At 32.2% G+C, this 22,649-nt stretch carries 18 protein-coding genes and 2 CRISPR repeat arrays; of the genes, 9 read left to right on the top strand and 9 right to left on the bottom strand.

The window, feature by feature from the left end; translation table 11 throughout:
• Window positions 1–200: 200 nt before the first annotated feature.
• Genes CLLU_RS14015 through cas2 form a run of 7 tightly spaced genes read left to right on the top strand, consistent with a single transcriptional unit; the run spans window position 201 to window position 8,332 of the window.
• A complete protein-coding gene (locus tag CLLU_RS14015) occupies window positions 201–2,228 on the top strand; it encodes a TM1802 family CRISPR-associated protein (RefSeq protein WP_158255932.1) in 2,028 nt (675 codons plus the stop codon).
• A gap of 2 nt (window positions 2,229–2,230) precedes the next feature.
• A complete protein-coding gene (locus CLLU_RS14010) occupies window positions 2,231–3,292 on the top strand; it encodes a CRISPR-associated protein (RefSeq protein WP_106010413.1) in 1,062 nt (353 codons plus the stop codon).
• Window positions 3,293–3,296: 4 nt separating this feature from the next.
• A complete protein-coding gene (cas5, locus tag CLLU_RS14005; protein ID WP_106010412.1) occupies window positions 3,297–4,055 on the top strand; it encodes a CRISPR-associated protein Cas5 in 759 nt (252 codons plus the stop codon).
• 14 nt (window positions 4,056–4,069) lie between these two features.
• Entirely contained in the window at window positions 4,070–6,559 is a 2,490-nt protein-coding gene (locus tag CLLU_RS14000; RefSeq protein WP_106010415.1) for a CRISPR-associated helicase/endonuclease Cas3, read from the top strand.
• Window positions 6,560–6,574: 15 nt separating this feature from the next.
• On the top strand, window positions 6,575–7,063 hold the full coding sequence (gene cas4 / locus CLLU_RS13995; protein WP_106010411.1) for a CRISPR-associated protein Cas4: 489 nt from the start codon (window positions 6,575–6,577) through the stop codon (window positions 7,061–7,063).
• A gap of 9 nt (window positions 7,064–7,072) precedes the next feature.
• Window positions 7,073–8,065 (top strand): type I-B CRISPR-associated endonuclease Cas1b, encoded by a 993-nt coding sequence (gene cas1b, locus CLLU_RS13990; RefSeq protein ID WP_106010410.1) that lies wholly within the window; start codon window positions 7,073–7,075, stop codon window positions 8,063–8,065.
• A gap of 3 nt (window positions 8,066–8,068) precedes the next feature.
• Window positions 8,069–8,332: a CRISPR-associated endonuclease Cas2 gene (gene cas2 / locus CLLU_RS13985; RefSeq protein ID WP_106010409.1), complete on the top strand. Its 264-nt coding sequence runs from the start codon at window positions 8,069–8,071 to the stop codon at window positions 8,330–8,332.
• Between the two features lie 204 nt (window positions 8,333–8,536).
• A CRISPR array of direct repeats spans window positions 8,537–10,030; the repeat unit is 30 nt; unit sequence GATTTTAGATTACCTATGAGGAATTGAAAT.
• A 215-nt stretch (window positions 10,031–10,245) separates the two neighbouring features.
• Here cas2 and CLLU_RS13980 read toward each other — a convergent pair.
• The 8 genes from CLLU_RS13980 to CLLU_RS13945 form a co-directional block, all read right to left on the bottom strand.
• Window positions 10,246–10,647 carry a type II toxin-antitoxin system HicB family antitoxin gene (locus tag CLLU_RS13980; protein ID WP_106010408.1) on the bottom strand — a complete coding sequence of 134 codons (402 nt, stop codon included), beginning with the start codon at window positions 10,645–10,647 and terminating at the stop codon, window positions 10,246–10,248.
• A 57-nt stretch (window positions 10,648–10,704) separates the two neighbouring features.
• Complete coding sequence (locus tag CLLU_RS13975; protein ID WP_106010407.1) at window positions 10,705–10,890, bottom strand: type II toxin-antitoxin system HicA family toxin; 186 nt, start codon at window positions 10,888–10,890, stop codon at window positions 10,705–10,707.
• A gap of 159 nt (window positions 10,891–11,049) precedes the next feature.
• The gene (locus tag CLLU_RS13970; RefSeq protein WP_146127606.1) at window positions 11,050–11,244 is read right to left on the bottom strand and encodes a hypothetical protein; all 195 of its coding nucleotides are present in this window, start codon (window positions 11,242–11,244) and stop codon (window positions 11,050–11,052) included.
• Between the two features lie 795 nt (window positions 11,245–12,039).
• Complete coding sequence (gene fucO / locus CLLU_RS13965) at window positions 12,040–13,188, bottom strand: lactaldehyde reductase (protein WP_106010405.1); 1,149 nt, start codon at window positions 13,186–13,188, stop codon at window positions 12,040–12,042.
• A 114-nt stretch (window positions 13,189–13,302) separates the two neighbouring features.
• On the bottom strand, window positions 13,303–14,199 hold the full coding sequence (locus tag CLLU_RS13960; RefSeq protein WP_106010404.1) for a dihydrodipicolinate synthase family protein: 897 nt from the start codon (window positions 14,197–14,199) through the stop codon (window positions 13,303–13,305).
• Between the two features lie 19 nt (window positions 14,200–14,218).
• A complete protein-coding gene (locus CLLU_RS13955; protein WP_106010403.1) occupies window positions 14,219–14,968 on the bottom strand; it encodes an IclR family transcriptional regulator in 750 nt (249 codons plus the stop codon).
• 226 nt (window positions 14,969–15,194) lie between these two features.
• Window positions 15,195–16,379: an L-rhamnonate dehydratase gene (gene rhmD / locus CLLU_RS13950; RefSeq protein WP_207656011.1), complete on the bottom strand. Its 1,185-nt coding sequence runs from the start codon at window positions 16,377–16,379 to the stop codon at window positions 15,195–15,197.
• A 68-nt stretch (window positions 16,380–16,447) separates the two neighbouring features.
• Window positions 16,448–17,734 carry an MFS transporter gene (locus CLLU_RS13945; RefSeq protein ID WP_106010401.1) on the bottom strand — a complete coding sequence of 429 codons (1,287 nt, stop codon included), beginning with the start codon at window positions 17,732–17,734 and terminating at the stop codon, window positions 16,448–16,450.
• A 437-nt stretch (window positions 17,735–18,171) separates the two neighbouring features.
• Between CLLU_RS13945 and CLLU_RS13940 the strand changes: the two genes are divergently transcribed.
• Window positions 18,172–18,627: a GNAT family N-acetyltransferase gene (locus CLLU_RS13940; RefSeq protein WP_106010400.1), complete on the top strand. Its 456-nt coding sequence runs from the start codon at window positions 18,172–18,174 to the stop codon at window positions 18,625–18,627.
• A 120-nt stretch (window positions 18,628–18,747) separates the two neighbouring features.
• Here the strand turns inward: CLLU_RS13940 and CLLU_RS13935 are convergent, their stop codons facing one another.
• Window positions 18,748–19,941 (bottom strand): multidrug effflux MFS transporter, encoded by a 1,194-nt coding sequence (locus tag CLLU_RS13935; RefSeq protein ID WP_106010399.1) that lies wholly within the window; start codon window positions 19,939–19,941, stop codon window positions 18,748–18,750.
• Between the two features lie 344 nt (window positions 19,942–20,285).
• Here CLLU_RS13935 and CLLU_RS13930 point away from each other — a divergent pair, with 344 nt between their 5' ends.
• Window positions 20,286–21,515 (top strand): EAL and HDOD domain-containing protein, encoded by a 1,230-nt coding sequence (locus CLLU_RS13930; RefSeq protein WP_106010398.1) that lies wholly within the window; start codon window positions 20,286–20,288, stop codon window positions 21,513–21,515.
• A 356-nt stretch (window positions 21,516–21,871) separates the two neighbouring features.
• Window positions 21,872–22,497: a CRISPR direct-repeat array (repeat unit 30 nt; unit sequence GCTGAACCTTAACATAAGATGTATTTAAAT).
• Between the last annotated feature and the right edge of the window lie 152 nt (window positions 22,498–22,649).

Below are 22,649 nucleotides of genomic sequence, written 5' to 3'. Positions count from 1 at the left end.
TTTTTTAGTTTACCTGATAGGAATTGAAACTTGTAAGTTTATAGTAGTTGTTAAATTTTTTTAGTTTACCTACGAGGAATTCTTACTAAATAATATCAATAAGAGTTTTATTTCAATAATAATATATTTTTATATACAATGGATTATTACATTTTATTGTAAGTTTACAGTAAAAAAATAAATTTATGGAGGTGAGATCAATGAATATACCTTTTTTAACTGCTTATATAGGTTCAAGTTGTGAAGATGAAAATCAAAATGAATATGCTTCTATAGTTAAGAAGATTAATATAAAAGATGGTGATAATCCCTTTGTAGTTTATTTAATATTTGACATTAATGATAACGATATATATTTTGATCTTAAGGAGCCATATACTGAAGAATCATGTTATAAATATTATTACTTTAAAAATAATTCTGCAGCTGCTGCACAATTTTATATGACCAGGGATATAAAAAGTTTAAATTATCTTTTGGGAAGTAGTTTTAGTGATTTATATGGCTGTCTTAATAGATATGATATGGGAAAATGTGAACTAGCTGAATTATTAAAACTTCTTGAGAAAAGAAATTTGATTAAAATTGAAAATAAAAAGGGCCAGGGGAGTGTAAACTTAAATAAGATTAAAGGGTATAAGGACAAAGATATTGTCTTAGAGCAGAAAAATTTATTTATTGATAAAAAGAAGATAAGTTTTGATAATTTCGTCAGAGAATTTATAGACAATAATAATAAAAAAAATAAATTTGTTATGATTGTTCCTATTATTGTTAAAGATAAAAATGAAATAATTATTTCACAGCATAAAGACTATTTAAAACTTGTTAAAATTGCTTTAAATATTGGAGATTGTAATACCAATAAAAAAAATAATAAAAACAGAGTTTGTTATATTTGTGGTAAAAATGTGACGAATGTAAATTCTGAATATTCAGGGAAATTTACAAGGGTGAACATAAATAAAGTATTTACTATAACTACTAAAAACTATTCTCAGATAAATAAAAATTTCAACCATGATGATAATTATTCATTTTGTCAGAATTGTTATAAAAAATTGATGTCCGGCGCTAATATTATAAATCAAAAATTTGTTGGAAAACTTGCAGGTGAATCTGCATTTATTTTGCCGGAGGGGATAGATAACAATTTTGATTATGAAAAGATTTATAAACTAAAAAATAAGGTGGATTTACTGTTTAATGATACGGAAGCTGAGGATTTCATTAAAACTACTGAGGATTCGAGTGTATTTGATGATGTTAAATTTTATAGCGTTAATTTTATAGTATATAGAACAGATGGAAATTCAATTGATGTAATTGAAACTATAGAAGATGTACCAACACTCAGAATTGAAAAGATAATTCAATCGTTAGGTGATAATTCACTCAGATATGGAGAAAAAACTAATATTATGCATATAAGTGATGTATATAGAATAATTCCTGTACGTGAAGATAAAAAGCATAATCAGATAAATATTGGACGAGTTTTGGACTTGTATAAATCAATCTTGTGCGGTGAGATAATAGACAGCGAAAATATATATTCATATGCAAATGAAGCTATGGAAAAGGGCTGTAAGCAGCTAGATAAGAAATTAATGGATAATTATAGGAATATGAAATTACAGTATTATAAACGAATTGATTCAAAAGATTATTTTATTCAAAATATCACTATGAAGTATATTGCATTTTTTAAATCATTACAGGAATTGAAATTATTAAATAGAGAAGTTTTTAACGGAGAGGAGAGGGATGAAATGGGTACTATAAATACCATGTCAGATGATGTTAATAAATCGATAAATGAAATTGAAGAATTCTTGTCTTCACAAAAGTTTTCAAATGAGGCGAAAGCATTATTTTATTTAGGTATATTGATTAATAAAGTAGCCTATGAGCAGTGGAGACGTGGGCATAAGACCAAACCCATACTTAAGAAAATACAATTTCAGGGCATGAAGTGCCCAGAGATTTACAGATTATATAATGATGTTGTTGAAAGATTAAACCAGTATAATGCATTAGACATATTTAATGAAGCATATATGAATAGATTTCATTTATATTCCGGGGTGTTGGATTTAGATAAAAAAAATTGGGCATTGAGCGATCAGGCCAATGTGTTTTATATTATGGCGGGATATTCTTACATGGTAGGTAATATAAAAAAACAAAATAAAGAATTAAAGGATAATGAAAGTGAGGGAAAATAATTATGATTATTAAGTGTAACAGTGATTTTTTATTTGGATTTGAGGGAATATTTTCCAATTGCAACGGAGATCCTGATCAGGAGAATAAGCCAAGGATGGATTATGAAACAAATACGCTGCTTGTGAGTGATGCAAGAAGGAAAAGGGATATTAGAGATTTCCTTAAAAATAAAGGATTTTCTATATTTATTGATTTGATCGATAATAAAAATGTTGATATGGATACGATGTTTGAACATATTAGGAATAAATGGTTTGGTGATGATGATAAAATTCAGAGGCTTTTCATGGAGAATGATGAAATAAAAAAGACATGGAATGCATTAGAGTATCCTGATGAAAATTTTAAAGAAAATTATGAAAAAGCAGCGGATGATAAAAAGAAAAAAAAGGAATTATCCAAGTTTAATGATATTTTTTTAACAGAAATAGTTAAAAGAGAATTGATTGATATAAGACTTTTTGGAAGTGCTATGGCAGTTAAAAATGTAAATAAAACGTATACAGGACCTATACAGATGAATTGGGGATACTCACTTCATCCCGTGGAACTTGTTAAATCTAATAGTATAACTTCAATAATGAATAATGATAATTCTACATTTGGAAATAAATATAAGATATATTATGCCCTTGTAGCTCATTATGGTACAGTAAATAAATACAGTGCAAAGAAGACAGGTATGACAGTTGAAGATCTGGACATATTCAGAAAAGCAATTGTTCAGAGCATCATGGCCAATAAAACGGATAGTAAACAGGGCCAATTTCCATTATTTTATTTTGAAGTAGTATACAAACCTGAATTTGATGGGTATCTTGGAGATTTAAGAAGGTTTATAAACACAACTTATGATGAAAAAAATAGGCCTATAAGATCATTGAATGATTTAAAAGTAGATTTTGGTGGGCTTTCCAATGTAATTGATCTTTTAAAAAGAAGGGGATATGTAGAGAATGTGGTAGGTTGGATTAACCCAATTGCAGATAAAAGTAATTTTATAAATGTTCCCAAATTTGAAGATGTAGATTTATTATCCCCTATAAAGAACGTGGGTGAGTGATGTTATGAAAATATTTTCTTTTTACTTAAAGGGAAAAATGGCTCATTTCAGAAAATATTATTCAAATTCAACTGCTTTATCCTACTGTATACCTCCGAGAACAACTGTAACAGGAATTATAGCAGGTTTGCTTGGCTATGAAAGGGATACTTATTATCAGGATTTTTCTTTAGATAAATGTGATATTGCAATTGCTATTTGCAGCCCGTTGAAAAAAGTTATGCAGAAATTAAATTATCTTATGATTAAAGGAAAAAACGATTTTAATGGAAGTCAAGAGAATCACAGTCAGACAAATCTTGAGTTTATTGTACCTCAAAATATAAGAGATAATTGCTTATGCTATCAAATATGGGTTCATCATAAAGATGATTTCATAATGAAAAAAATAGTAGACATATGCAGATGCAATGAGCCTATATATTTGAGCAAGGGAATATCCTTGGGATTGGGAACTGCTTTTAATCTTGGATGGATAGAGCCCTGTGACATTTTTGAGGGGGAGCAGCATGGAGAAGGAATAAAAATGATGAATTCAATTATTCCGATGAATAGAAAACTGGAGTTAATAATTGATGATGAAATAGATGAGCCATTGCAGCTGATTAAGGAAAAAATTCCTGCTGAATTTGATAATAACAGGGAGATAACTCAAAATGGGTTGAACGATGTTTTAGTAAATTTAAATGGTACAGCTGTGAAAGTAAAAATAAACCAGTCTATAGAATTAAACAATGGTACTTCAATTGTATGGATAAATTGATTGGAAGTGATAAAGTGGAATACTATGCTCATTATGATAAAAATAAAGATACAAAACAGTTATTAAATGAACATTTGAAATCTGTTGCTGAATTATCGAAATATCAGATACCTCCAACAGTAAATTTTGATGTCATTTCCAATAGCAAAATGAAAGATTTGTGCTATTGGATAGGATATTTGCATGATATGGGAAAGTATACAAACTATTTTCAGGATTATCTTATTAAGGGTGAAGATTCAAGGTTTAGGAGTCATGCACCTGTTTCCGCGTGCATAATTTATCTTTTTTTAAAAGATAAAGTTTTAGGTAGCAATAATAATTCAACTGAGGAAGAAATTTTAAAATTTTTATGCTATGTTGTGGTCAGACTTCATCATGAAGCTTTAAAAGTTGACAATAGTTTATTTAGCATCAGTCGTGAAAATAGTGTATGGGATAATTTACTGACTGAAAGAGATAATTTGTTTAAAAATAAAATTCAAATATTAAAAGATAGTAATTTGGAGAACGAAATAAAAGATAAACATTTTGAAATTGAAAAATTAAAGAAAGAAAGACTGTTTACCAGAATACCTACTCTTGTAAATCAAGGAAGATTTGAGAAAGATTATTTGTTCTTCTTTATAATATATATTTTTTCCGTATTGATTGATAATGACAAAATAAATTCCTCGCAGATTAATATTGATAAAGTTAAGAGGGTTTCTCCTGACAAAGTTGAAAAATATATAAATTCAAAGCCTGCTAATAGAGGTAAAATTGATTTAGATGATAAAAGAAACAAATCAAGAAAAACAATGATTAATGTAATAAATAATCTTTCAGATACTCAAATAGTCAATACAGGATTTTTCTTTATTACCGCACCAACTGGAATAGGCAAAACCTTGTCATCACTTGAATGTGCACTTATACTTCAGAAAAGAATAAATAAGATCATGAATTATAATCCAAGAATTATATCTGCAATTCCGTTTATAAACATTATTGAGCAAAATAAAATAGAATATGAGAATGTTTTTAATGATGAGCTTAAACTGATTATTCATCATAGACTTTCGGATTTTTCAAATATCAAAAGCGTAAATAATGAAAATATGTCCCTTGATAAAGCGTTGCTTGATGTAGAAGCATGGGATGGAGACGTTATACTTACAACATTTGTCCAATTTTTTCAATCCGTATTTACAGGTAAAAATAAACCGCTTAAGAAGTTAAATAAAATGTCAGGAAGTATTATAATACTTGATGAAATTCAGGCAGTTCCGGAAAAATATATGCCGCTGATTGGGGCAGTTCTTAAAAAGATGAATCAATACTATGGTACAAAATTTATACTGATGACTGCAACTCAGCCTAAAATTCTTGAATTCAGCAAATTAATTTTAAAGGATGAATCTACAATTGACAATTCGATTCAATTACTCCATGACTATAAGGATTATTTCCATAATTTGCATAGAACTAAACTTATTCCTTTATTGAGCAAAAAATTGACTAATGATGAATTTGTATCTTTGATGTTTGAAAAATGGGATAATAAAAAATCAGTTTTGATTGTTGTAAATACAATAAAAAGAAGTATAGAAGTATATAACAAATTGAAAGGAAAAATTAAGGATCTTGGAATAAACACAGAAGTATATTATTTGTCCACCAATATTATTCCACAACAAAGAAAAAAAGTTATTGGTTTACTAAAGAAAAAATTAAAAAGCAAAGTTCCTCTTATTTTGGTATCAACACAAACTATAGAAGCAGGTGTCAATTTGGATTTTGATATGGGGTTTAGAGATTTTGCCCCTATATGTTCAATAATACAAACTGCAGGCAGAATAAATAGGGAAAATGAAAAAACAGAATATTGCCCTTTATATATTGTACAGCTTGAGAATGATAATGACTATGTATACCAATTAATGAATTTGAAATTAACAAAAGGTATTTTAAAAAAATATCCTGAAATTCATGAAGATAAGTATGGTGAATTAACAGAAGAATATTATGATATGGAATTGAAAGAGGATGGATTTTATAAGGAATCAAAAACTATATGGGATGAAGGAATATTGAGATTAAATTTTGATGTTATTGAAGAATTTAGACTGATAGATAAACTAGAAGATGTAGTGGATGTATTCGTTGAAAATGATGCAAAAGCTTCTAAGATTGCAGATGCTTATGAGGCAGTTTTAAAGTCTGGTGACAAAATTGATTATGATTTAAGAATTATTGATATAGATGAAAATTTAGCGATTAGATACAGAAAGCATATAAGTTTTTATGAAAAAAAAGCGCTTCTTAAATTGATTAACGGTAAATTGAGCGATTATATTATACAGGTTAGATTAACAAGAATTAAGGATAATAGACCTATTGAATTTAAGGCAAGAGGTGGAGCTGAATCCAATTTATTTTGGATTCCTAGAGATCAAATTGATCAATATTATGATAAAGATACAGGATATAAAAGTGAAAATAATGATGCATATATTTTTTAAAAGAGGTGTTTTTGTATGGTCAATGGAACCATGCTTTGGTACTACAATGTGTGCAAGCGGGAGGTCTGGCTTATGTCCAGAGGCATAGTGCCTGATCAACAGGATGAAAATATAGACATAGGCCGTTTTATACATGAACGTACATATAAGAGAAACAGCAAGGAAATCAGTTTCGGGAACGTTAAATTCGACGTGCTTTTCAGATCCAAAAATCAGATAACAATTGGGGAGACGAAGAAAACTTCTAAATATGTTGAGGCTTCAAAATGGCAGCTTATGTATTATCTAAACCAGTTAAAAGAAGCCGGCATAAAAGCAAAGGGTGTTTTGCTATATCCGGAGGAGAAAAAGAGGACAGAAGTAAACCTAACAGAAGAATCCCGGGAACGCCTTCAAAAAATGTGCCTGGATATAGAAAAGATATGTGCACTTGAACATCCTCCTTCTGCTGAGAAGATACGATTTTGCAGGAATTGTGCTTATAGGGAATATTGTTATTCATAGGAGGCAGAGATGAAAAAGGATATTTATATTTTTAATGATGGGGATTTAAAGAGAAAAGACAATACCGTGTTTTTTGAAACAGGTGGAAAGAAAAAATATTTGCCCGTGGAGGAACTAAATAATATCTGGGTGTTTGGTGAAATCAATTTAAATAAGAAATTTCTTGATTTTGTATCTCAAAAAGAAATATGTATACATTTTTTTAATTATTATGGATATTATACTGGAACTTTCTACCCAAGGGAGCATTTAAACTCTGGATATGTCATATTGAAGCAGGCTGAAAATTACCTTGATTATGAAAAGAGACTTAAAATAGCCAGGATGATAATAGAGACCGCAGCGGAAAACATAATTGTGATTTTAAAATATTATAACAGCAGGGGTGTGGATGTTGAACCAGAACTCAAGGATATAGCGGAAAAGAAAAAGTTTATGGAAAATTGCCGGACTATAGAAGAACTCATGGCAGTTGAGGGCAACATGAGGCAGGAGTATTATGGATGTTTTTCAAAGATAATAAAGAATCCGGAATTTGCCTTTAAAATCAGAAGCAAGCGTCCTCCAAGGGACAAGATAAATGCACTTATCAGCTTTGGAAACTCCATGATGTATACTACTGTTTTAGGAGAGATATACCAAACCCAGCTGGATCCGAGGATAGGATACCTTCACTCCACAAATATGAGGCGTTTTTCACTTAATCTTGATATAGCTGAAATATTCAAGCCCATAATAGTGGATAGAACTATCTTCACCATTCTTAACAGGAATGAGCTGACGGAAAAAGATTTTGAATCTGATTTTAATGGTATAATGTTGAATGATAAAGGAAGAAAAAAATTTATAGAAGAGTACAACAATAAACTTTTAACCACAATAAAGCACCCTAAAATAGGAACTACTGTCAGCTACAAACGTATAATAAGGCTTGAATTGTATAAACTTCAAAAATATATAACTGAAGATGAGCCGTATAGTGGTTTTGTTGCGAGGTGGTAATCAGTGTTTGTAATACTTGTCTATGATTTTGGGGAAAAGCGTGTAGGCCGCGCTCTTAAAACATGCAGAAAGTATTTAACCTGGGTTCAAAATTCCGTTTTTGAAGGAGACATAAGCATGGCTAATTTAAAGAAATTAAAGTGCCAGCTTTCTGACATCATGGTAAGCAGTGAGGATTCAGTGATAATATATACTTTCAAAAGCACTAAATATTCTAATAGAGAGGTTCTTGGCGTGTCGAAAAATCAACAGGATATATTTTTATAAAATGGCGTGATTAATTTTCAAAAAAATTTTAGGACTGTCTTAAATTTTATGTCGTCGACCCTGAATAGAGTAAAAATTACCGGGGGTCGACAATTTTTATATTTCCAGTTAATTTGCGGCCTGGGATTGATTTTTGAAATTCTTCCAGAGATTTTCCTGGATATTGCAATCTTGGACAAGCTGATGTATGCTTTATTTGATGGGGATTTTAGATTACCTATGAGGAATTGAAATTATCAAGTTGACATGAGAGCAAAGGGAAAATATAATAGATTTTAGATTACCTATGAGGAATTGAAATAAAACAGGTGCCTATCATTTTTCCCATTTTGCTGAGATTTTAGATTACCTATGAGGAATTGAAATCCGTCAAACATAATCTTGTTGTCTTTGTGGTTGACCGGGATTTTAGATTACCTATGAGGAATTGAAATCCTAAAATGGATTCTGCTTGTTCTCTCCCGTATTTCTCGATTTTAGATTACCTATGAGGAATTGAAATCTGCAAGTGTGATTGTGGCAATGAATTATGGGTACGCGATTTTAGATTACCTATGAGGAATTGAAATTCCCCACCCAGAAGAAACAAATATAATAGGTATCCGATTTTAGATTACCTATGAGGAATTGAAATCTTTAGTTTTCAATTCTGTATTTTCTTTTGTAACTGAGATTTTAGATTACCTATGAGGAATTGAAATTATATGAGAATATATTAAATTTCAGTAAAGCTGATAGGATTTTAGATTACCTATGAGGAATTGAAATGCCGGAGATATAGTCATAGAAAATGATAATGAAGTTGAGATTTTAGATTACCTATGAGGAATTGAAATCTCCTGCTAACATCCTTTCCCTAGCCTTACCCCTTTCGATTTTAGATTACCTATGAGGAATTGAAATTTATGACGTTTATAACGTTTCCCACAAACAGGGCAACGATTTTAGATTACCTATGAGGAATTGAAATTTCTAAATACTTACAAGAATAAATTCAATATATATGGATTTTAGATTACCTATGAGGAATTGAAATTAATTGCAGGAAGTTTGGCTGGAGTTGTTTTGCTGAGATTTTAGATTACCTATGAGGAATTGAAATTTTTGACATGCAGTAGTGCCTTTCAATGCACTTTTCAGATTTTAGATTACCTATGAGGAATTGAAATTCTCCAATAGGACAAGGAGTCCTTTTCAAATGTTTAGGATTTTAGATTACCTATGAGGAATTGAAATTATCGTCATGTGTGTCGGTCTTTTCGGAGAGGTTTCCGATTTTAGATTACCTATGAGGAATTGAAATTCTTTTTCATCAAGTGCAAATATTAAATACAAGTCGGATTTTAGATTACCTATGAGGAATTGAAATCTATTAAGTCTATTAATATAACTTGTATCGGCAGGATTTTAGATTACCTATGAGGAATTGAAATTTCCGATGCTATAATTTTTGACTTAACGCAGGGGCAGGATTTTAGATTACCTATGAGGAATTGAAATCTTTGTCATAGTATTTGTTGTAGACAGTTATATCAGATTTTAGATTACCTATGAGGAATTGAAACTATTTACATCCTTATACTTCCTTACAGTAGTTCTTGGATTTTAGATTACCTATGAGGAATTGAAACATATGAATGATATTAAAAAATTAGATCTAAAAATAAAGATTTTAGATTACCTATGAGGAATAGTAATATCAAAAATACTTTTTTCTAGAAGTGTTGATATTACTTGTATTGTGGGCATGTTAGAATCTTACATATGCCCGGTTGGTGACAAAATTATTTATCCTTAAATATGCCTTTGAATTGGTCAAAGTTGGAGGTAGCATTTTATGACATCTATACAACCAGCACAGAAATAATTTTAGCCCGGTAGGTTATCCCCGCCGGGCTTTATTTTTTATGCCTTTAACCATTGATGTTTAGCTTCTGTTTTATAGCTTCCTGTAATAGCTGGGAAAAGTTAATTTTATTTTCCTCTGCTTTAAACTTTAACCATTGCGGCATAGTTACATTGGTATTGACAGTTTTGTTATTCATCTGTGCCCTTGCAAGTTTCATATCTGCAATTATAGGAACAACAAAATTTCCATCTTCAATTTTTATTCCTTCCGGTGGTGTAGGTTCTGGAATCTCTTCTTTGCCGTCTTCCATGTTCCAAAGGAATAATTCTAATCCATCTTTTGCCATTGCAAGAGCCTCTTCCAGGGTATCACCTTCACTGATACAGCCGGGCAAATCTGGAAAGTATATAGAGTATCCACCTTCCTTACAAGGTTGGAACACTGCCGGGAACATATATTTATCCATGTTATTCACTTCCTTATTGATTTACTATTTATTTGAATCTTCAAGTGGTGAGGGGATTTATTTTAGCCCCGCCTGCTTAAATATTGACTTCAATGTTGTTTCTTTCAAGTCCTTATGTCCATGGTCTGGTACTTGAACTTTTCCTTTCTTTGTCGGGTGAATGAAATGTCTGTGTGAACCATTTTTGTTTTTCTCAATCCATCCATCCGCCTTGAGGATTTTGATTACTTCCCTTGCTGTCATTCCCCTCCCTCCTTACAATTATATTATAACGTATGTTGCAACACGTGCCAATAGTTTCAGGAAGATATTCTAAAATATTTTAAAAAATAAAGAGGAGATACATCTCTGCATCTCCTTAGTTTTTTTATTTTGTATGGAATCTAAAGAATACTGGCTTTATCATTGTCCCCTTGGCTTAAGATTTTGAATATATATCGTGTAAGTTTCTCCTTGCTTATATGGCTCGATATTGAACACATATATTATCTTCTTCCCCTGTGTAAGTACCGTCTGGGTAGGAGCCTTTACTCCCTTGCTGTCTACCACGTATATATTAGCGGCAACACCAAATACCAGAGAAACAGCAAGCACCAAAATACAGATTACCCTTTTCATTCCAATATTGTTTTAATTTATTTTATATCCCCTCGGGGACCAATTGGGGTCAAAAGCTTTGTGCGTGTATGAAGAAATGACTTTTTAGCTCATTTGTGCAATAACCCTGCATTAAAAAATGTACTAAAATCAATCCCCTGCATATATACTGAACCTTAACATAGGATGTATTTGAATGACTGATGAAAATAGTGCCAGGTACCAGGTTGCCTTTAGATAAGCTTTGAAAGATGTTGTTCCTTTTAAATGGAGCAAAGATGTTATTGGAAGGTAAAAAGAGAAACACAAGCAATAAATTACGACCATTTTTCAAAGTGTAAAATACACTTAAAATGGTCGTTTATACTAGGTAATTCACTGCTTACTCTAAAATTACTGCCAAGAAACAAAAATGAATTTTATTGAGTTTATACAAAATTTCTTTAAGCTAAATCAAGTAATTTTTAGGTTCAGGTGGAATTTCCCTGTAAGAAGTTCTCTTTTCCACCTGAACCTTAGTAACAATATTTTTGGTGCCTTTAGCACTTAGAACACGTTACCTCCTTAGGGGAAGAACTTATCCGATAACTGCCAGTCATAAATCTCCCGGTTTTGAAATATGACAGGTTGGGAGGTGTTGCGCCACTGGATTGAGTTTTCTGAGTTTTTTGAAAAGATTTTTTCATGGGCAAATCACTCTAAAACTGAGAATCACTTTATCCAGACGTGCAGCAGTGCTTATCCGCCTTTAAGAAGTTGGGAGTATTGGCAACGGTAGATAGCCGCTTGGATAAATTAAATAAGTGATTCATACAACCCGACTATGTCTGAAACGCTTGTTCCCTTTGGATTACCAGGTCTACATGCATCATCATAAGCAGATTGTGCTAAGAAAGGAATATCCTCTTTCTTTACAATGTCCTTTAAGTTTTGGGGAATTCCAACATCTTTTGATAATTTCTTAACTGCATCTACAGCAGCTTTCCGATATTCCTCTATGCTCATGTTTTCAGTACCTTCAACTCCCATAGCTTGTGCTATATATTTATATTTATCACCGGTTGCTTCTGCGTTGTATTCCATAACAGTTGGTAAAATAATTGCATTGGCAATACCGTGAGGTGTATCATAGAGTGCTCCGAGGGGATGTGCCATGGAGTGAACAATACCAAGACCTACGTTAGAAAATCCCATGCCGGCTATATACTGACCAAGTGCCATTCCTTCTCTGCCTTCTTGTGTATTATTAACCGCACCTCTTAGGGAGTGTGAAATAATTTCAATTGCTTTTAAATGGAACATATCAGATAATTCCCAGGCTCCTGCTGTTGTATATCCTTCAATGGCATGTGTTAGTGCATCCATACCTGTTGCGGCTGTCAAACCTTTTGGCATAGACGACATCATGTCGGGATCGATTATTGCAATTACTGGTATATCATGTGGATCCACACATACCATCTTGCGGTTTTTTTCTGCATCGGTAATAACATAATTAATTGTTGTTTCCGCTGCGGTACCAGCTGTAGTTGGTACTGCAATAATGGGAATACTTTTATTTTTAGTATTAGCAGTACCTTCTAAGCTTCTTACATCCGCGAATTCAGGATTTTTAACAATTATACCAATTGCTTTTGCGGTATCCATTGACGAACCGCCTCCAATAGCAATAATATAATCGGCACCGGAAGCTTTAAAAGATTCTACACCAGTCTGAACATTTTCAATAGTTGGATTTGGCTTGATTTTAGAATATACTTCATATGCCAATTCGTTTTTATCTAATACGTCAAGTACTTTTTTAGTTACATTAAATTTAATCAAGTCAGGGTCTGAACATACAAATGCTTTTTTAAATCTTCTTGTTTTTGCTTCATCGGCAATGCTGTTGATAGCACCTATTCCGTGGTAAGATGTTTCATTTAGAATAAATCTATTTATCATAAGTTCCACTTCCTCATTCTTAAATTTTTATTAGTATTCCAGTATTTGATCAATATTGTCCTAATGTTGACAGTACAATAATCTGCAGCCTATATCAATTTTAAATTTTTATTATTACAGTAGGCCTAATTTTTTCATAACCTGATTTATATTAGATTTAGTTTTCTCATCTAGTGATAAGGCCGGCAGAATTTCAAACTTATCTTCTCCGATAATTCTAGAATAAACAGCTTGTTTACAAGCTAAATAGATTGGCTTGCTAAAATTATAGATTTCCATAGCGTCATTCATCTTTGATGCATATTCCCTGCACTTTTTTAAATCACCTTTAACAAAAGACTGATAAGTATTAACTGTAAATTCTGGCGCAAAGTTTGCAGTTGCGTTAATAAATCCGTCTGCTCCGAAATTTAATGCATCATATGCTAAGTTTTCATAGGCGGCATATACAGCAAAATCCGGATTTATATCCTTAATCTTAATAATGGTTTTAACATGCTCCAGGTCATTTAATGATTCTTTAATTCCAACGACATTGCTGTTGTTTTGTACAATAACTTTTACAACATCAAAACTAAAATTATATCCACTTAGATCCGGTATATTGTAAATAAGTACTGGTAAATTTGTGGATTTAGCAATTCTGTCATAATAAGCAATTACCATATTATCCGTATATACATTAAAGTATGGATTTACCACCAGGATACTGTCAACTCCTAATTTTTCAGCATACTTGATCATATCTAATGTATCTGGTAAATTACATTCTCCGACACCTGCAATAACCCTGGCTCTATTATTTACATAAGGAATCATTACATCAAGAATTTCCTTCTTCTGTTTTATATTCATAGAAGAAAATTCCCCGGATGTTCCAAGATATGTGATTCCATCAACTCCGCTTTTTATTAAATAATCAGCCTGCTTTTTATTTGACTCCACATCAAAATTTCCGTATTTATCGAAAATGGAAATGATCGGAGGATATACTCCCTTTAACTTAACCATTTTATCCCTTCTTCTAATCTTATTTTACATTGCCTAATTGATATGATAATAAATTTGATATATCTAACATTTTTTTTATAACATGTTTTTCTTTAGATAGCATTCTCTCCTTTGGACCTGAAGCGCTTAATGCAGCTACAACATGTTTTGATGCATTAAAAACAGGTACTGCAATGCAGCGAAGACCTTCTTCAATTTCTTCGTTATCCACGGCATATCCTTGTTTTTTAAAGGAAACTAATTGCTTCATTAATTCGTCCTTGGATGTTGCTGTATTATCCGTAAATTTTTTAAATTTAATATTGTCCAGGATTTGTGATCTTTTATCAGGCTCCATAAATGCTAAAAAAACTTTACCCAATCCTGTACAATAAATAGGTTTTCTACTTCCAATACCTGCATTTGTTGTTACTGTTTTATAGCTATTTTCTTTGGCGACATAAATAATCTCTCCTTTAGATAGAACAGCCATAAAGATTGTTTCTTCCAACTCTTCCATTGCTTCCTTTAATAAAGGCTGGGCTATTTTATTAATATTCATATGTGAAGATACACTTGCCCCTAATTGAATCAGCTTGGGGCCCAGTATATATCTTTTCATTTCATCAACATATAAATAACCATTATCCAAAAGAGTTTTTAATAATGCGTGAGTGCTGCTAGGTGCATAACCTAATTGAGTGCTAATTTCGTTAATTGTTTGTCCGTTAGGATATGAAGACAAATACTCAAAAATTCGCAGAACTCTTTCAGCAGATTTTACAGACATAAATACCATCCTCTCAAATTATTTATATATGTAAATATAATTCATACATATATTTAACTTACAATTTTAATTTGACCTTGTCAATTAAATAATAAAGAAACATTCAATAATTTATAGATGGAGAAATAGGTTTGAGAACAAGTTCTAAAGAAGTCATTCTCAAACTATTTATTTAGTGTCTTAAAATCCGGATAATATTTTAGTATAGAGTCACTATTTCATTATTTTATATTCTCTGTCCTTTTTTAATTTCAATCAAACCATGTTTTCTATTGAGAGTGACACCGAAGCCCGGTTTATCTCTTACTATCAATTTGCCGTTTGACGGAACCTGCTCATCTAGTAACAATGGATAGAACTGAGGGATAACTTCGTCGGCATCTTGACTCATAATCAGGTACTCAGTAAATGGAGAATTGGTTTGTGAAGTTACAAAGTGGTGTGAATAAGGACCTGAACCGTGAGGAACAACCAATTTGCCATAAGCTTTTGCCAGGTCACCAATCTTTTTTAGCTCAGTCATACCTCCGCACCATGTAACATCCGGCTGAATTATGTCAATATCACACATTTCCATCAACATTCTAAATCCATATCTTGTAGCTTCGTGTTCCCCTCCGGTTACCATCATATTGTTGGGAGCTGCTGCCTTTAAATCTCTGTAAGCCCAGTAATCATCAGGATTAAAGCACTCTTCTATCCATTTAAGATCATATTCCGATGATTTTTGCATTAGCTTCTTGGCATATGGAAGATCTAATGCCATCCAACAATCCCACATTAACCAGAATCCATCACCACATTCCTGTCTATATTTAGCGAGACGTTCTATATTTTTCTTAAGTCCCTCTTCACCGTCTGCCTGACCATAGATTAATGGTAATTTGCCTCCTATAAAGCCTTTTTCTTTGGCAAGATCAGGACGGGGGCCTGTAGCATAGAAGTTTAATTCTTCCCTAACTTTTCCGCCTAACATAGCATATACTGGTTCCTGCCTTAATTGTCCAAGCAGATCCCAAAGGGCCAGATCCACTGCAGAAATAGCATTCATAACGACCCCCTTACGTCCATAGTACATAGTTGATTTGTACATCTGATCCCAAATTTTCTCTATGTTTTCAACAGGCTGGCCTACAACAAATCTGTCTAAGTGGTTCATAACAATCCAGGCTGCAGGATATCCGCCTGTGGATACTGCAAACCCCACAACACCATTATCTGCTTCTACTTCAACTACTAATGATTTAAGTGCATTGATGCCAAAACTTGTTCTGGTCATTTTATATTCTGGATAAACACTCATTGGTGTAGCTATTTGATTAACTATCCAGTGTTCCTGCTTTTGATCGTGATAGTCTGCGCCACCGCCTTCTACAACATATGCTCTTATTTCTTTGATTTTTCTTCCCATTACACCAAATTCCATATAAGATCACTCCTTTTTATTATATATAATAGTTATTTTTCAATAACTATACTTTAGGCTTTTATACTTCCTTCATATTTTTCTATCGGCAACAATATTGTTAAAGCAAATGCTATAATTAATAATATTATTAATGCATATAATCCTGCCGACGTATTGATAGCTGTTGTAAGAAATCCTACAGCATAAGGTCCTACAAATGAACCAAGTCCACCGATTATGTTGATAATTCCACGGGATTGTGCAGCCATATCGGATTCAAATACCTGGGCTGGTATAGTCCAGAATACACTGTTTGCCGAGTATAGAAAGAAACCACAGAATGCTATAAATATAAATGAAGCTAAAGGATTACCAGCTTTGAACTGTATTGATATAAACAAGCATATTGCAAAGCCTACCATAGGTAATGCCGTATACTTTTTTCTGTTCATTGTACTATCCGACTTTCTTGAAAAGTAGATCAATCCAAATATGGCGATTATATTAGGTATTGTTGAAAGTAATCCTATGCCAGTCATGCCGCTTGTGCTTACACCTTGTATGATTTTAGGAAGCCATAGAGAATATCCGTAGATACCTGCCTGATAACATCCATATATAATACATAAAATCCATAGTAATTTACTGGATATAACTTCTGAAAGCGGTATTTTTCTTACAGATGCAGTACCGCTTAATGCTACCTGCTCTTCACGAAGGGCTGTCTCGATATATTCCCGTTCTTCTTTGCTTATCCATTTTGCATCTTTGGGATGGTCATCAACAAATGGGAACCATATAAACAGCAGTATTATAGCAATTGCTCCTTCAATAATAAAAACATATCTCCAACTAAATGCTGATACAATGAAACCTGACAGGGGACCTGTTATTATTGAAGCTATCGGAGCATTCATCATAAAGACTGCATTTGCTCTGCCTCGCTCATGTACTGGAAACCAATGACTGATGATAGTTAATATTGCCGGCCAAACTCCACCTTCTGCTACTCCAAGTAGAAATCTAATAACAAGTATTTGATACGTATTTTGGGAAATACCCGATAATGCTGCAAGACCTCCCCAAGCAATTATAGTGCATGCTATAAACTTTTTTGCACTTGCACGTTCTGCTATTCTTCCTCCGGGTACTTGTAAAAACATGTATCCAAAGAAGAAAATTCCTGATGCCAGACCAGCTATTGTAGCAGTCATTCCCAGTTCTTTGTCCATACCACCTGCAATTGCAAAACTGATATTTGTACGATCCATAAAGGCAACTATATATACTAAGACTAATGGTGGAAGTATATGCAGCCAGCGTCCACTAGGAACTACTTTTTTAATTTTTTCACTCATTTAACAATTCCCCCCTTATTACCCTAACTTGAGGCAATATAATTAACTTCACAATTCTAATTAATCGTTTTCCTAATATTTAGAACAAATTTAATGCAATTAAATTACACATGCTGGAAATACTAGGCTTATTAATAACTTGTTTATTAGCATATACACAAGTATTACAATACATACACAAACGTTTTCTTGAACTTTATGATCATAAAATCTTATTATATAAATTATTCATATATGTGAATATGATTCATATATATGCTTTAAATTAAAAATATCATTTTTTTATGACTTTGTCAACTAAATTTATAAAAAAATATGTAGGCAAAATATATATTTGAATAAATCGTAATTTCTATGGTAATAAAAAGATGTATATTGCTGCAGTGGAAGAAGATGTCCATGTTGGATTATAATAAATTGGAAAGGAGGATCTTGTTTTGAAAAATAATTTAATTATAAGAGAAGCCCATAAAGATGATATTAATATGCTGATTGAGTTGCTGAGGGAACTTTTTTCCATTGAGGAGGATTTCGTTTTTGATAATGGAAAGCAAAAGCGGGGATTGGAAATGATGCTGGAAGATCGAAATAACAGGCGTATATTTGCAGCGGATTTAGACGGCAAAGTTGTAGGTATGATTTCAGGACAAATCTTGGTCTCCACAGCCGAAGGAGCAGCATCTGTTTTAGTAGAAGATGTAGTTGTTGATAGAGTCTATAGAGAAAGAGGTATTGGGAAAGAACTTCTTTTGAATATACAAAATTGGGCAATTTTAAAGGGAGCAAAAAGGATGCAGCTTTTGGCCGATAAACATAATACTTCGGCTATTGACTTTTATAGACATTTTAAGCTTGACAATACAAACCTTATATGTCTTGTGAAAAAAATATGATATTAAAGATATTCTAATTCAAAGATGGTATTGAACGTATAAAGTAATGAGTCAAATACTCAATATAGGGATCTGCCTACGTACAGGACAGATCCTATTTTTTAGAACAGAAGTAATTGTTTAAATGTTTAGTTGCTTTTTGTATTTGGAAATAATGAAAATAAAAATCAAGGCTGCAGCTGCATTGCAAAATAAAATGACGGCACCCATGGGAACAGACGTTTTTTCTCCAGCTATTCCGACCAGGGGAGAAGCCAATGCACCCAGGGCAAAGGGTATGAATCCCAGCAGAGAAGAAGCACTGCCGGCCTCATCACCCTTGGGTTCCATTGCAAGTGAGCCTGTAGTTGTTGTGATGGTACCAACGGACGATATTACAATAAAAAGTGGAATTAATATGGAAATTAAAGGCCCATTCACAATTGTCATACTAAACAGCACCAAACTTCCTAAAAGAGAAATAAGCAATCCGGCTCCAAGGATTTTATTGAGGGCAATTTTTTTTGCCAGATGTCCTGAAACCTGGGTCATGGTAACAATTCCTAATCCATTAATGGCAAAACATAAGCTGAACTGCTGGGCGGACAGACCGTAAATATCCTGAATAACAAATGGTGAGGCCGAAATGTACCCGAACATTCCAGCTAAAATAAATCCCTGAATAAAAGTGTATCCTATAAAAACATCATCTTTAAAAAGGTGGAGTAATCCTATAAAGTTATTCTTTAAATTTCCAGCTGTACGCATATTCAGTGATAAACTTTCTTTTATACCTGCCCAGACCATTATACATAATAGAAGACCCAAAACTGTGAGTATGTAAAATATGCCTTTCCAGTTGACGAATTTTAGAAGCTGAGCGCCTAATACAGGTGAGATAATAGGTGCAATTCCGTTTACCAGCATGAGCATTGAAAAAAATTGTACTAAAAGTTTTCCAGAATAGATATCTCTTGCCATGGCCCTTGATATGACAATGCCGCCGGCTCCCGCAAGACCCTGTAAAAATCTCATTAAAATAAAAATATAAATTGATGAGGTTAAAGGACACAGCAAAGAGGAGAAGGTAAAAATGATCAATGATAGAATAAGAGGTTTCCTTCTGCCTGTTTTGTCACTTATAGGACCAATAATAACTTGTCCAATAGCCAGGCCCAGCAAGCTGGTGGTCAAACTCAATTGAGTGATTGAGGTGGAGGCATTGAAAAATTTTGATACAGTTGGAAGAGATGGAATATACAGATCAGTTACAAGCGGCCCTAATCCAGCTAAAATTCCCAATATGATTGCAAGCTTTAAAAATTTTTTATCCATATTTTATTGTCCTCCTTTTTAGTTGACTATATAATTTTAACATAAAAAATAGACAATTTAAATTTAGAGTGAAAAATAGTTTCAAGTTTGCCCTAGAGTGATATTTGCTTTTTCACCTTGCATTTTAAATTAAATATGGCAGTCTTCGAATAAAATTTTTTTAACTACTGGTAATTTATTCATTTTCCAGAAAAAGAGACGATAATATAACGATGCAGTAATCTGCACTTCAAATTAAAGATAAGCTTAAAGTTATAGTTTCAAGCTTATGCAGTGGAATATAGATGGATGTAATATGATCTCAATTATGGTAATTAGGTATTTTAAATTGGGAGGGGATTAATGTGGATATTTTTTTAGCACGACAGCCTATTATGGATAAATCGGGGAAAATTTTTGGATATGAACTTCTTTTTAGAAAAAATGACATGAAAAATCAGTATAATTTTAGTGATGGAGATGCAGCTACCATTAAAGTAATGCAAAACACTTTAATCAATATTGGAATGTGCAAAATTGTTGGAAATAAAAAAGCTTTCATAAATTTTACGAGAAACATTTTGAAATCAGGTTTATATTCTGTTATTTCATTTAAAAATGTAGTAATAGAAATTCTGGAAAATATAAGTCCAGCAGAAGAGATTGTAAAATCCTGTGAAACTTTAAAAAAGAACGGATTTACAATTGCATTGGATGATTTTATATTTAATGATAAATATATTGAACTTATTAAATTGGCGGATATTATAAAAGTCGATTTCATCATGACACGGGGAGATGAAAGGAAAGAAGTAATAAATGCGGTAAAAAGTATAAATCCAAATTTAAAGTTTCTAGCTGAAAAGGTTGAGACACCAGAGGAATTTGATGAGGCTGTATCCTTAGGATATTCTTATTTTCAAGGATATTATTTCAGCAAACCTCAGATAATAAAGGGTAAAAAAATACCTGTAAATAAAGTGATCTATTTAAATCTTATAAAAGAATTGAATTCTGAAGAATTTTCTATAGAAAATGTTGAAAATCTGATAAAAAAAGATGTTTCGCTGTCATATGAGATATTAAAGATGATAAATTCTGCAAAATATTTTTTTAAAGATAGGATTATTTCGATAAGACAAGCTATAGCACTTTTAGGTGAGAAGGAGATAAAAAAGTGGATATATTTTATGTGCATGAAGCCTATATGTGATGACAGACCCCAGATAGTTATGATTGAATCACTGCTTAGAGCGGAATTTTCAGAGCTGCTGGCTAAAAAAAATAAGAAATCATCTCAAAATTCATTTAATGCGTATTTAACTGGTATTATGTCTCTTATGGATGTGATTCTGCAAAAACCTCTGTATGAAATATTGGATGAACTTATGATTCCACAGGAGGTAAAAAATGCTCTGGTTGGAAGGGAAAGAAATTATTACAGTAAAATACTTGACATAGTTATTTCATATCAAAAGGGAGAATGGGCAAAAAGCATAATGATGGCATCTTATCTTGATATTGATAGACAAGATCTGGCCATTTCCTATCTTAAAACTATTAAGTGGCTGGATGAGGCTATTCCGGAGCTTTAGTATTTGAGCCTTAGTGGATTCATCGGTTCTGAATTTGTTTATTATTCCAAAGCCACTTTTGTCTAAGGTACAGAGGTGTTTAGATATTACAAGCTATATTTTTTTTATAATTTCTTATGTTTTCTCTTTTATCTATTTTGTAAAGCAATTTCTATTTCCCGGAAGATTAGCAGTATTCAGTTTCCAACCTCACAAATGAATGAAAACAGCGTAAATCGTTGATTTGCAATACTTTATGCTGTTTTTCATATCAATTTCACAATATTAAAAAAACGACTGGAAAACTTTCGCGAAAATGGTTTATTTACGCGACTTTAAGTCCTATAATAGAAATAAAGAATGGCTGTTTTACATTGGCTGAACCTTAACATAAGATGTATTTAAATTACTATGTTTTGTAAAAGGAAAATCAACATCTGACCCGCTGAACCTTAACATAAGATGTATTTAAATAACAAGTTAGTTTAATTAATGATGACGGAAGTAGAGGCTGAACCTTAACATAAGATGTATTTAAATCAAGATAGAGTTAAGTTTGTCCATTCAAAAATTAGCGCTGAACCTTAACATAAGATGTATTTAAATCCTTTTTTTATATCTGCAGCTCCTATAGTATAAAGGCTGAACCTTAACATAAGATGTATTTAAATTTACCAAAATTATCTTTAATTCCTTGGTTCTTTATTGCTGAACCTTAACATAAGATGTATTTAAATGTAGTACTATATGGAACTGAACCAAGTACAGGCTCTAGCTGAACCTTAACATAAGATGTATTTAAATTCCACCACAAATAACATATATTGCTCGTGGTAGCCTGCTGAACCTTAACATAAGATGTATTTAAATTATTTTTTAAACGGAAGAAATCCAAGATCTTTGGCTAGCTGAACCTTAACATAAGATGTATTTAAATTACATTACAGTGTTTTTACCACCTGTTGCTGCTTCCGCTGAACCTTAACATAAGATGTATTTAAATTCTTAGAAAATGGAAAGTTTGTTATTAGGTAATTGCGAAACTCACTGATAAAAATGAATTGATGATGGGAAGAAGTTTCAAAAAAAGGTAATTAGAAGATCAAAGGCAATTCTTGTAATTTATAATAGTTAAACAGAAAAAAAGGGCATAAG

The sequence above is a fragment of the Clostridium luticellarii genome (assembly GCF_002995845.1).
Classification (GTDB): domain Bacteria; phylum Bacillota; class Clostridia; order Clostridiales; family Clostridiaceae; genus Clostridium_B; species Clostridium_B luticellarii.
The sequence above is the reverse complement of the archived record's forward strand: the minus strand, read 5'-3'. Positions and strand labels throughout refer to the sequence as shown.

Excerpts from the sequence above, each read along its gene's own strand:
- rhmD (WP_207656011.1), bottom strand. The coding sequence starts at position 16,379 with ATGGGAAGAAAAATCAAAGAAATAAGAGCATATGTTGTAGAAGGCGGT.
- CLLU_RS13935 (WP_106010399.1), bottom strand. The coding sequence starts at position 19,941 with ATGGATAAAAAATTTTTAAAGCTTGCAATCATATTGGGAATTTTAGCT.
- CLLU_RS13945 (WP_106010401.1), bottom strand. The coding sequence starts at position 17,734 with ATGAGTGAAAAAATTAAAAAAGTAGTTCCTAGTGGACGCTGGCTGCAT.
- cas1b (WP_106010410.1), top strand. The coding sequence starts at position 7,073 with ATGAAAAAGGATATTTATATTTTTAATGATGGGGATTTAAAGAGAAAA.
- cas4 (WP_106010411.1), top strand. The coding sequence starts at position 6,575 with ATGGTCAATGGAACCATGCTTTGGTACTACAATGTGTGCAAGCGGGAG.
- fucO (WP_106010405.1), bottom strand. The coding sequence starts at position 13,188 with ATGATAAATAGATTTATTCTAAATGAAACATCTTACCACGGAATAGGT.
- CLLU_RS13955 (WP_106010403.1), bottom strand. The coding sequence starts at position 14,968 with ATGTCTGTAAAATCTGCTGAAAGAGTTCTGCGAATTTTTGAGTATTTG.
- cas5 (WP_106010412.1), top strand. The coding sequence starts at position 3,297 with ATGAAAATATTTTCTTTTTACTTAAAGGGAAAAATGGCTCATTTCAGA.
- CLLU_RS13975 (WP_106010407.1), bottom strand. The coding sequence starts at position 10,890 with ATGACAGCAAGGGAAGTAATCAAAATCCTCAAGGCGGATGGATGGATT.
- CLLU_RS14015 (WP_158255932.1), top strand. The coding sequence starts at position 201 with ATGAATATACCTTTTTTAACTGCTTATATAGGTTCAAGTTGTGAAGAT.
- CLLU_RS13960 (WP_106010404.1), bottom strand. The coding sequence starts at position 14,199 with ATGGTTAAGTTAAAGGGAGTATATCCTCCGATCATTTCCATTTTCGAT.
- CLLU_RS13980 (WP_106010408.1), bottom strand. The coding sequence starts at position 10,647 with ATGGATAAATATATGTTCCCGGCAGTGTTCCAACCTTGTAAGGAAGGT.
- CLLU_RS14010 (WP_106010413.1), top strand. The coding sequence starts at position 2,231 with ATGATTATTAAGTGTAACAGTGATTTTTTATTTGGATTTGAGGGAATA.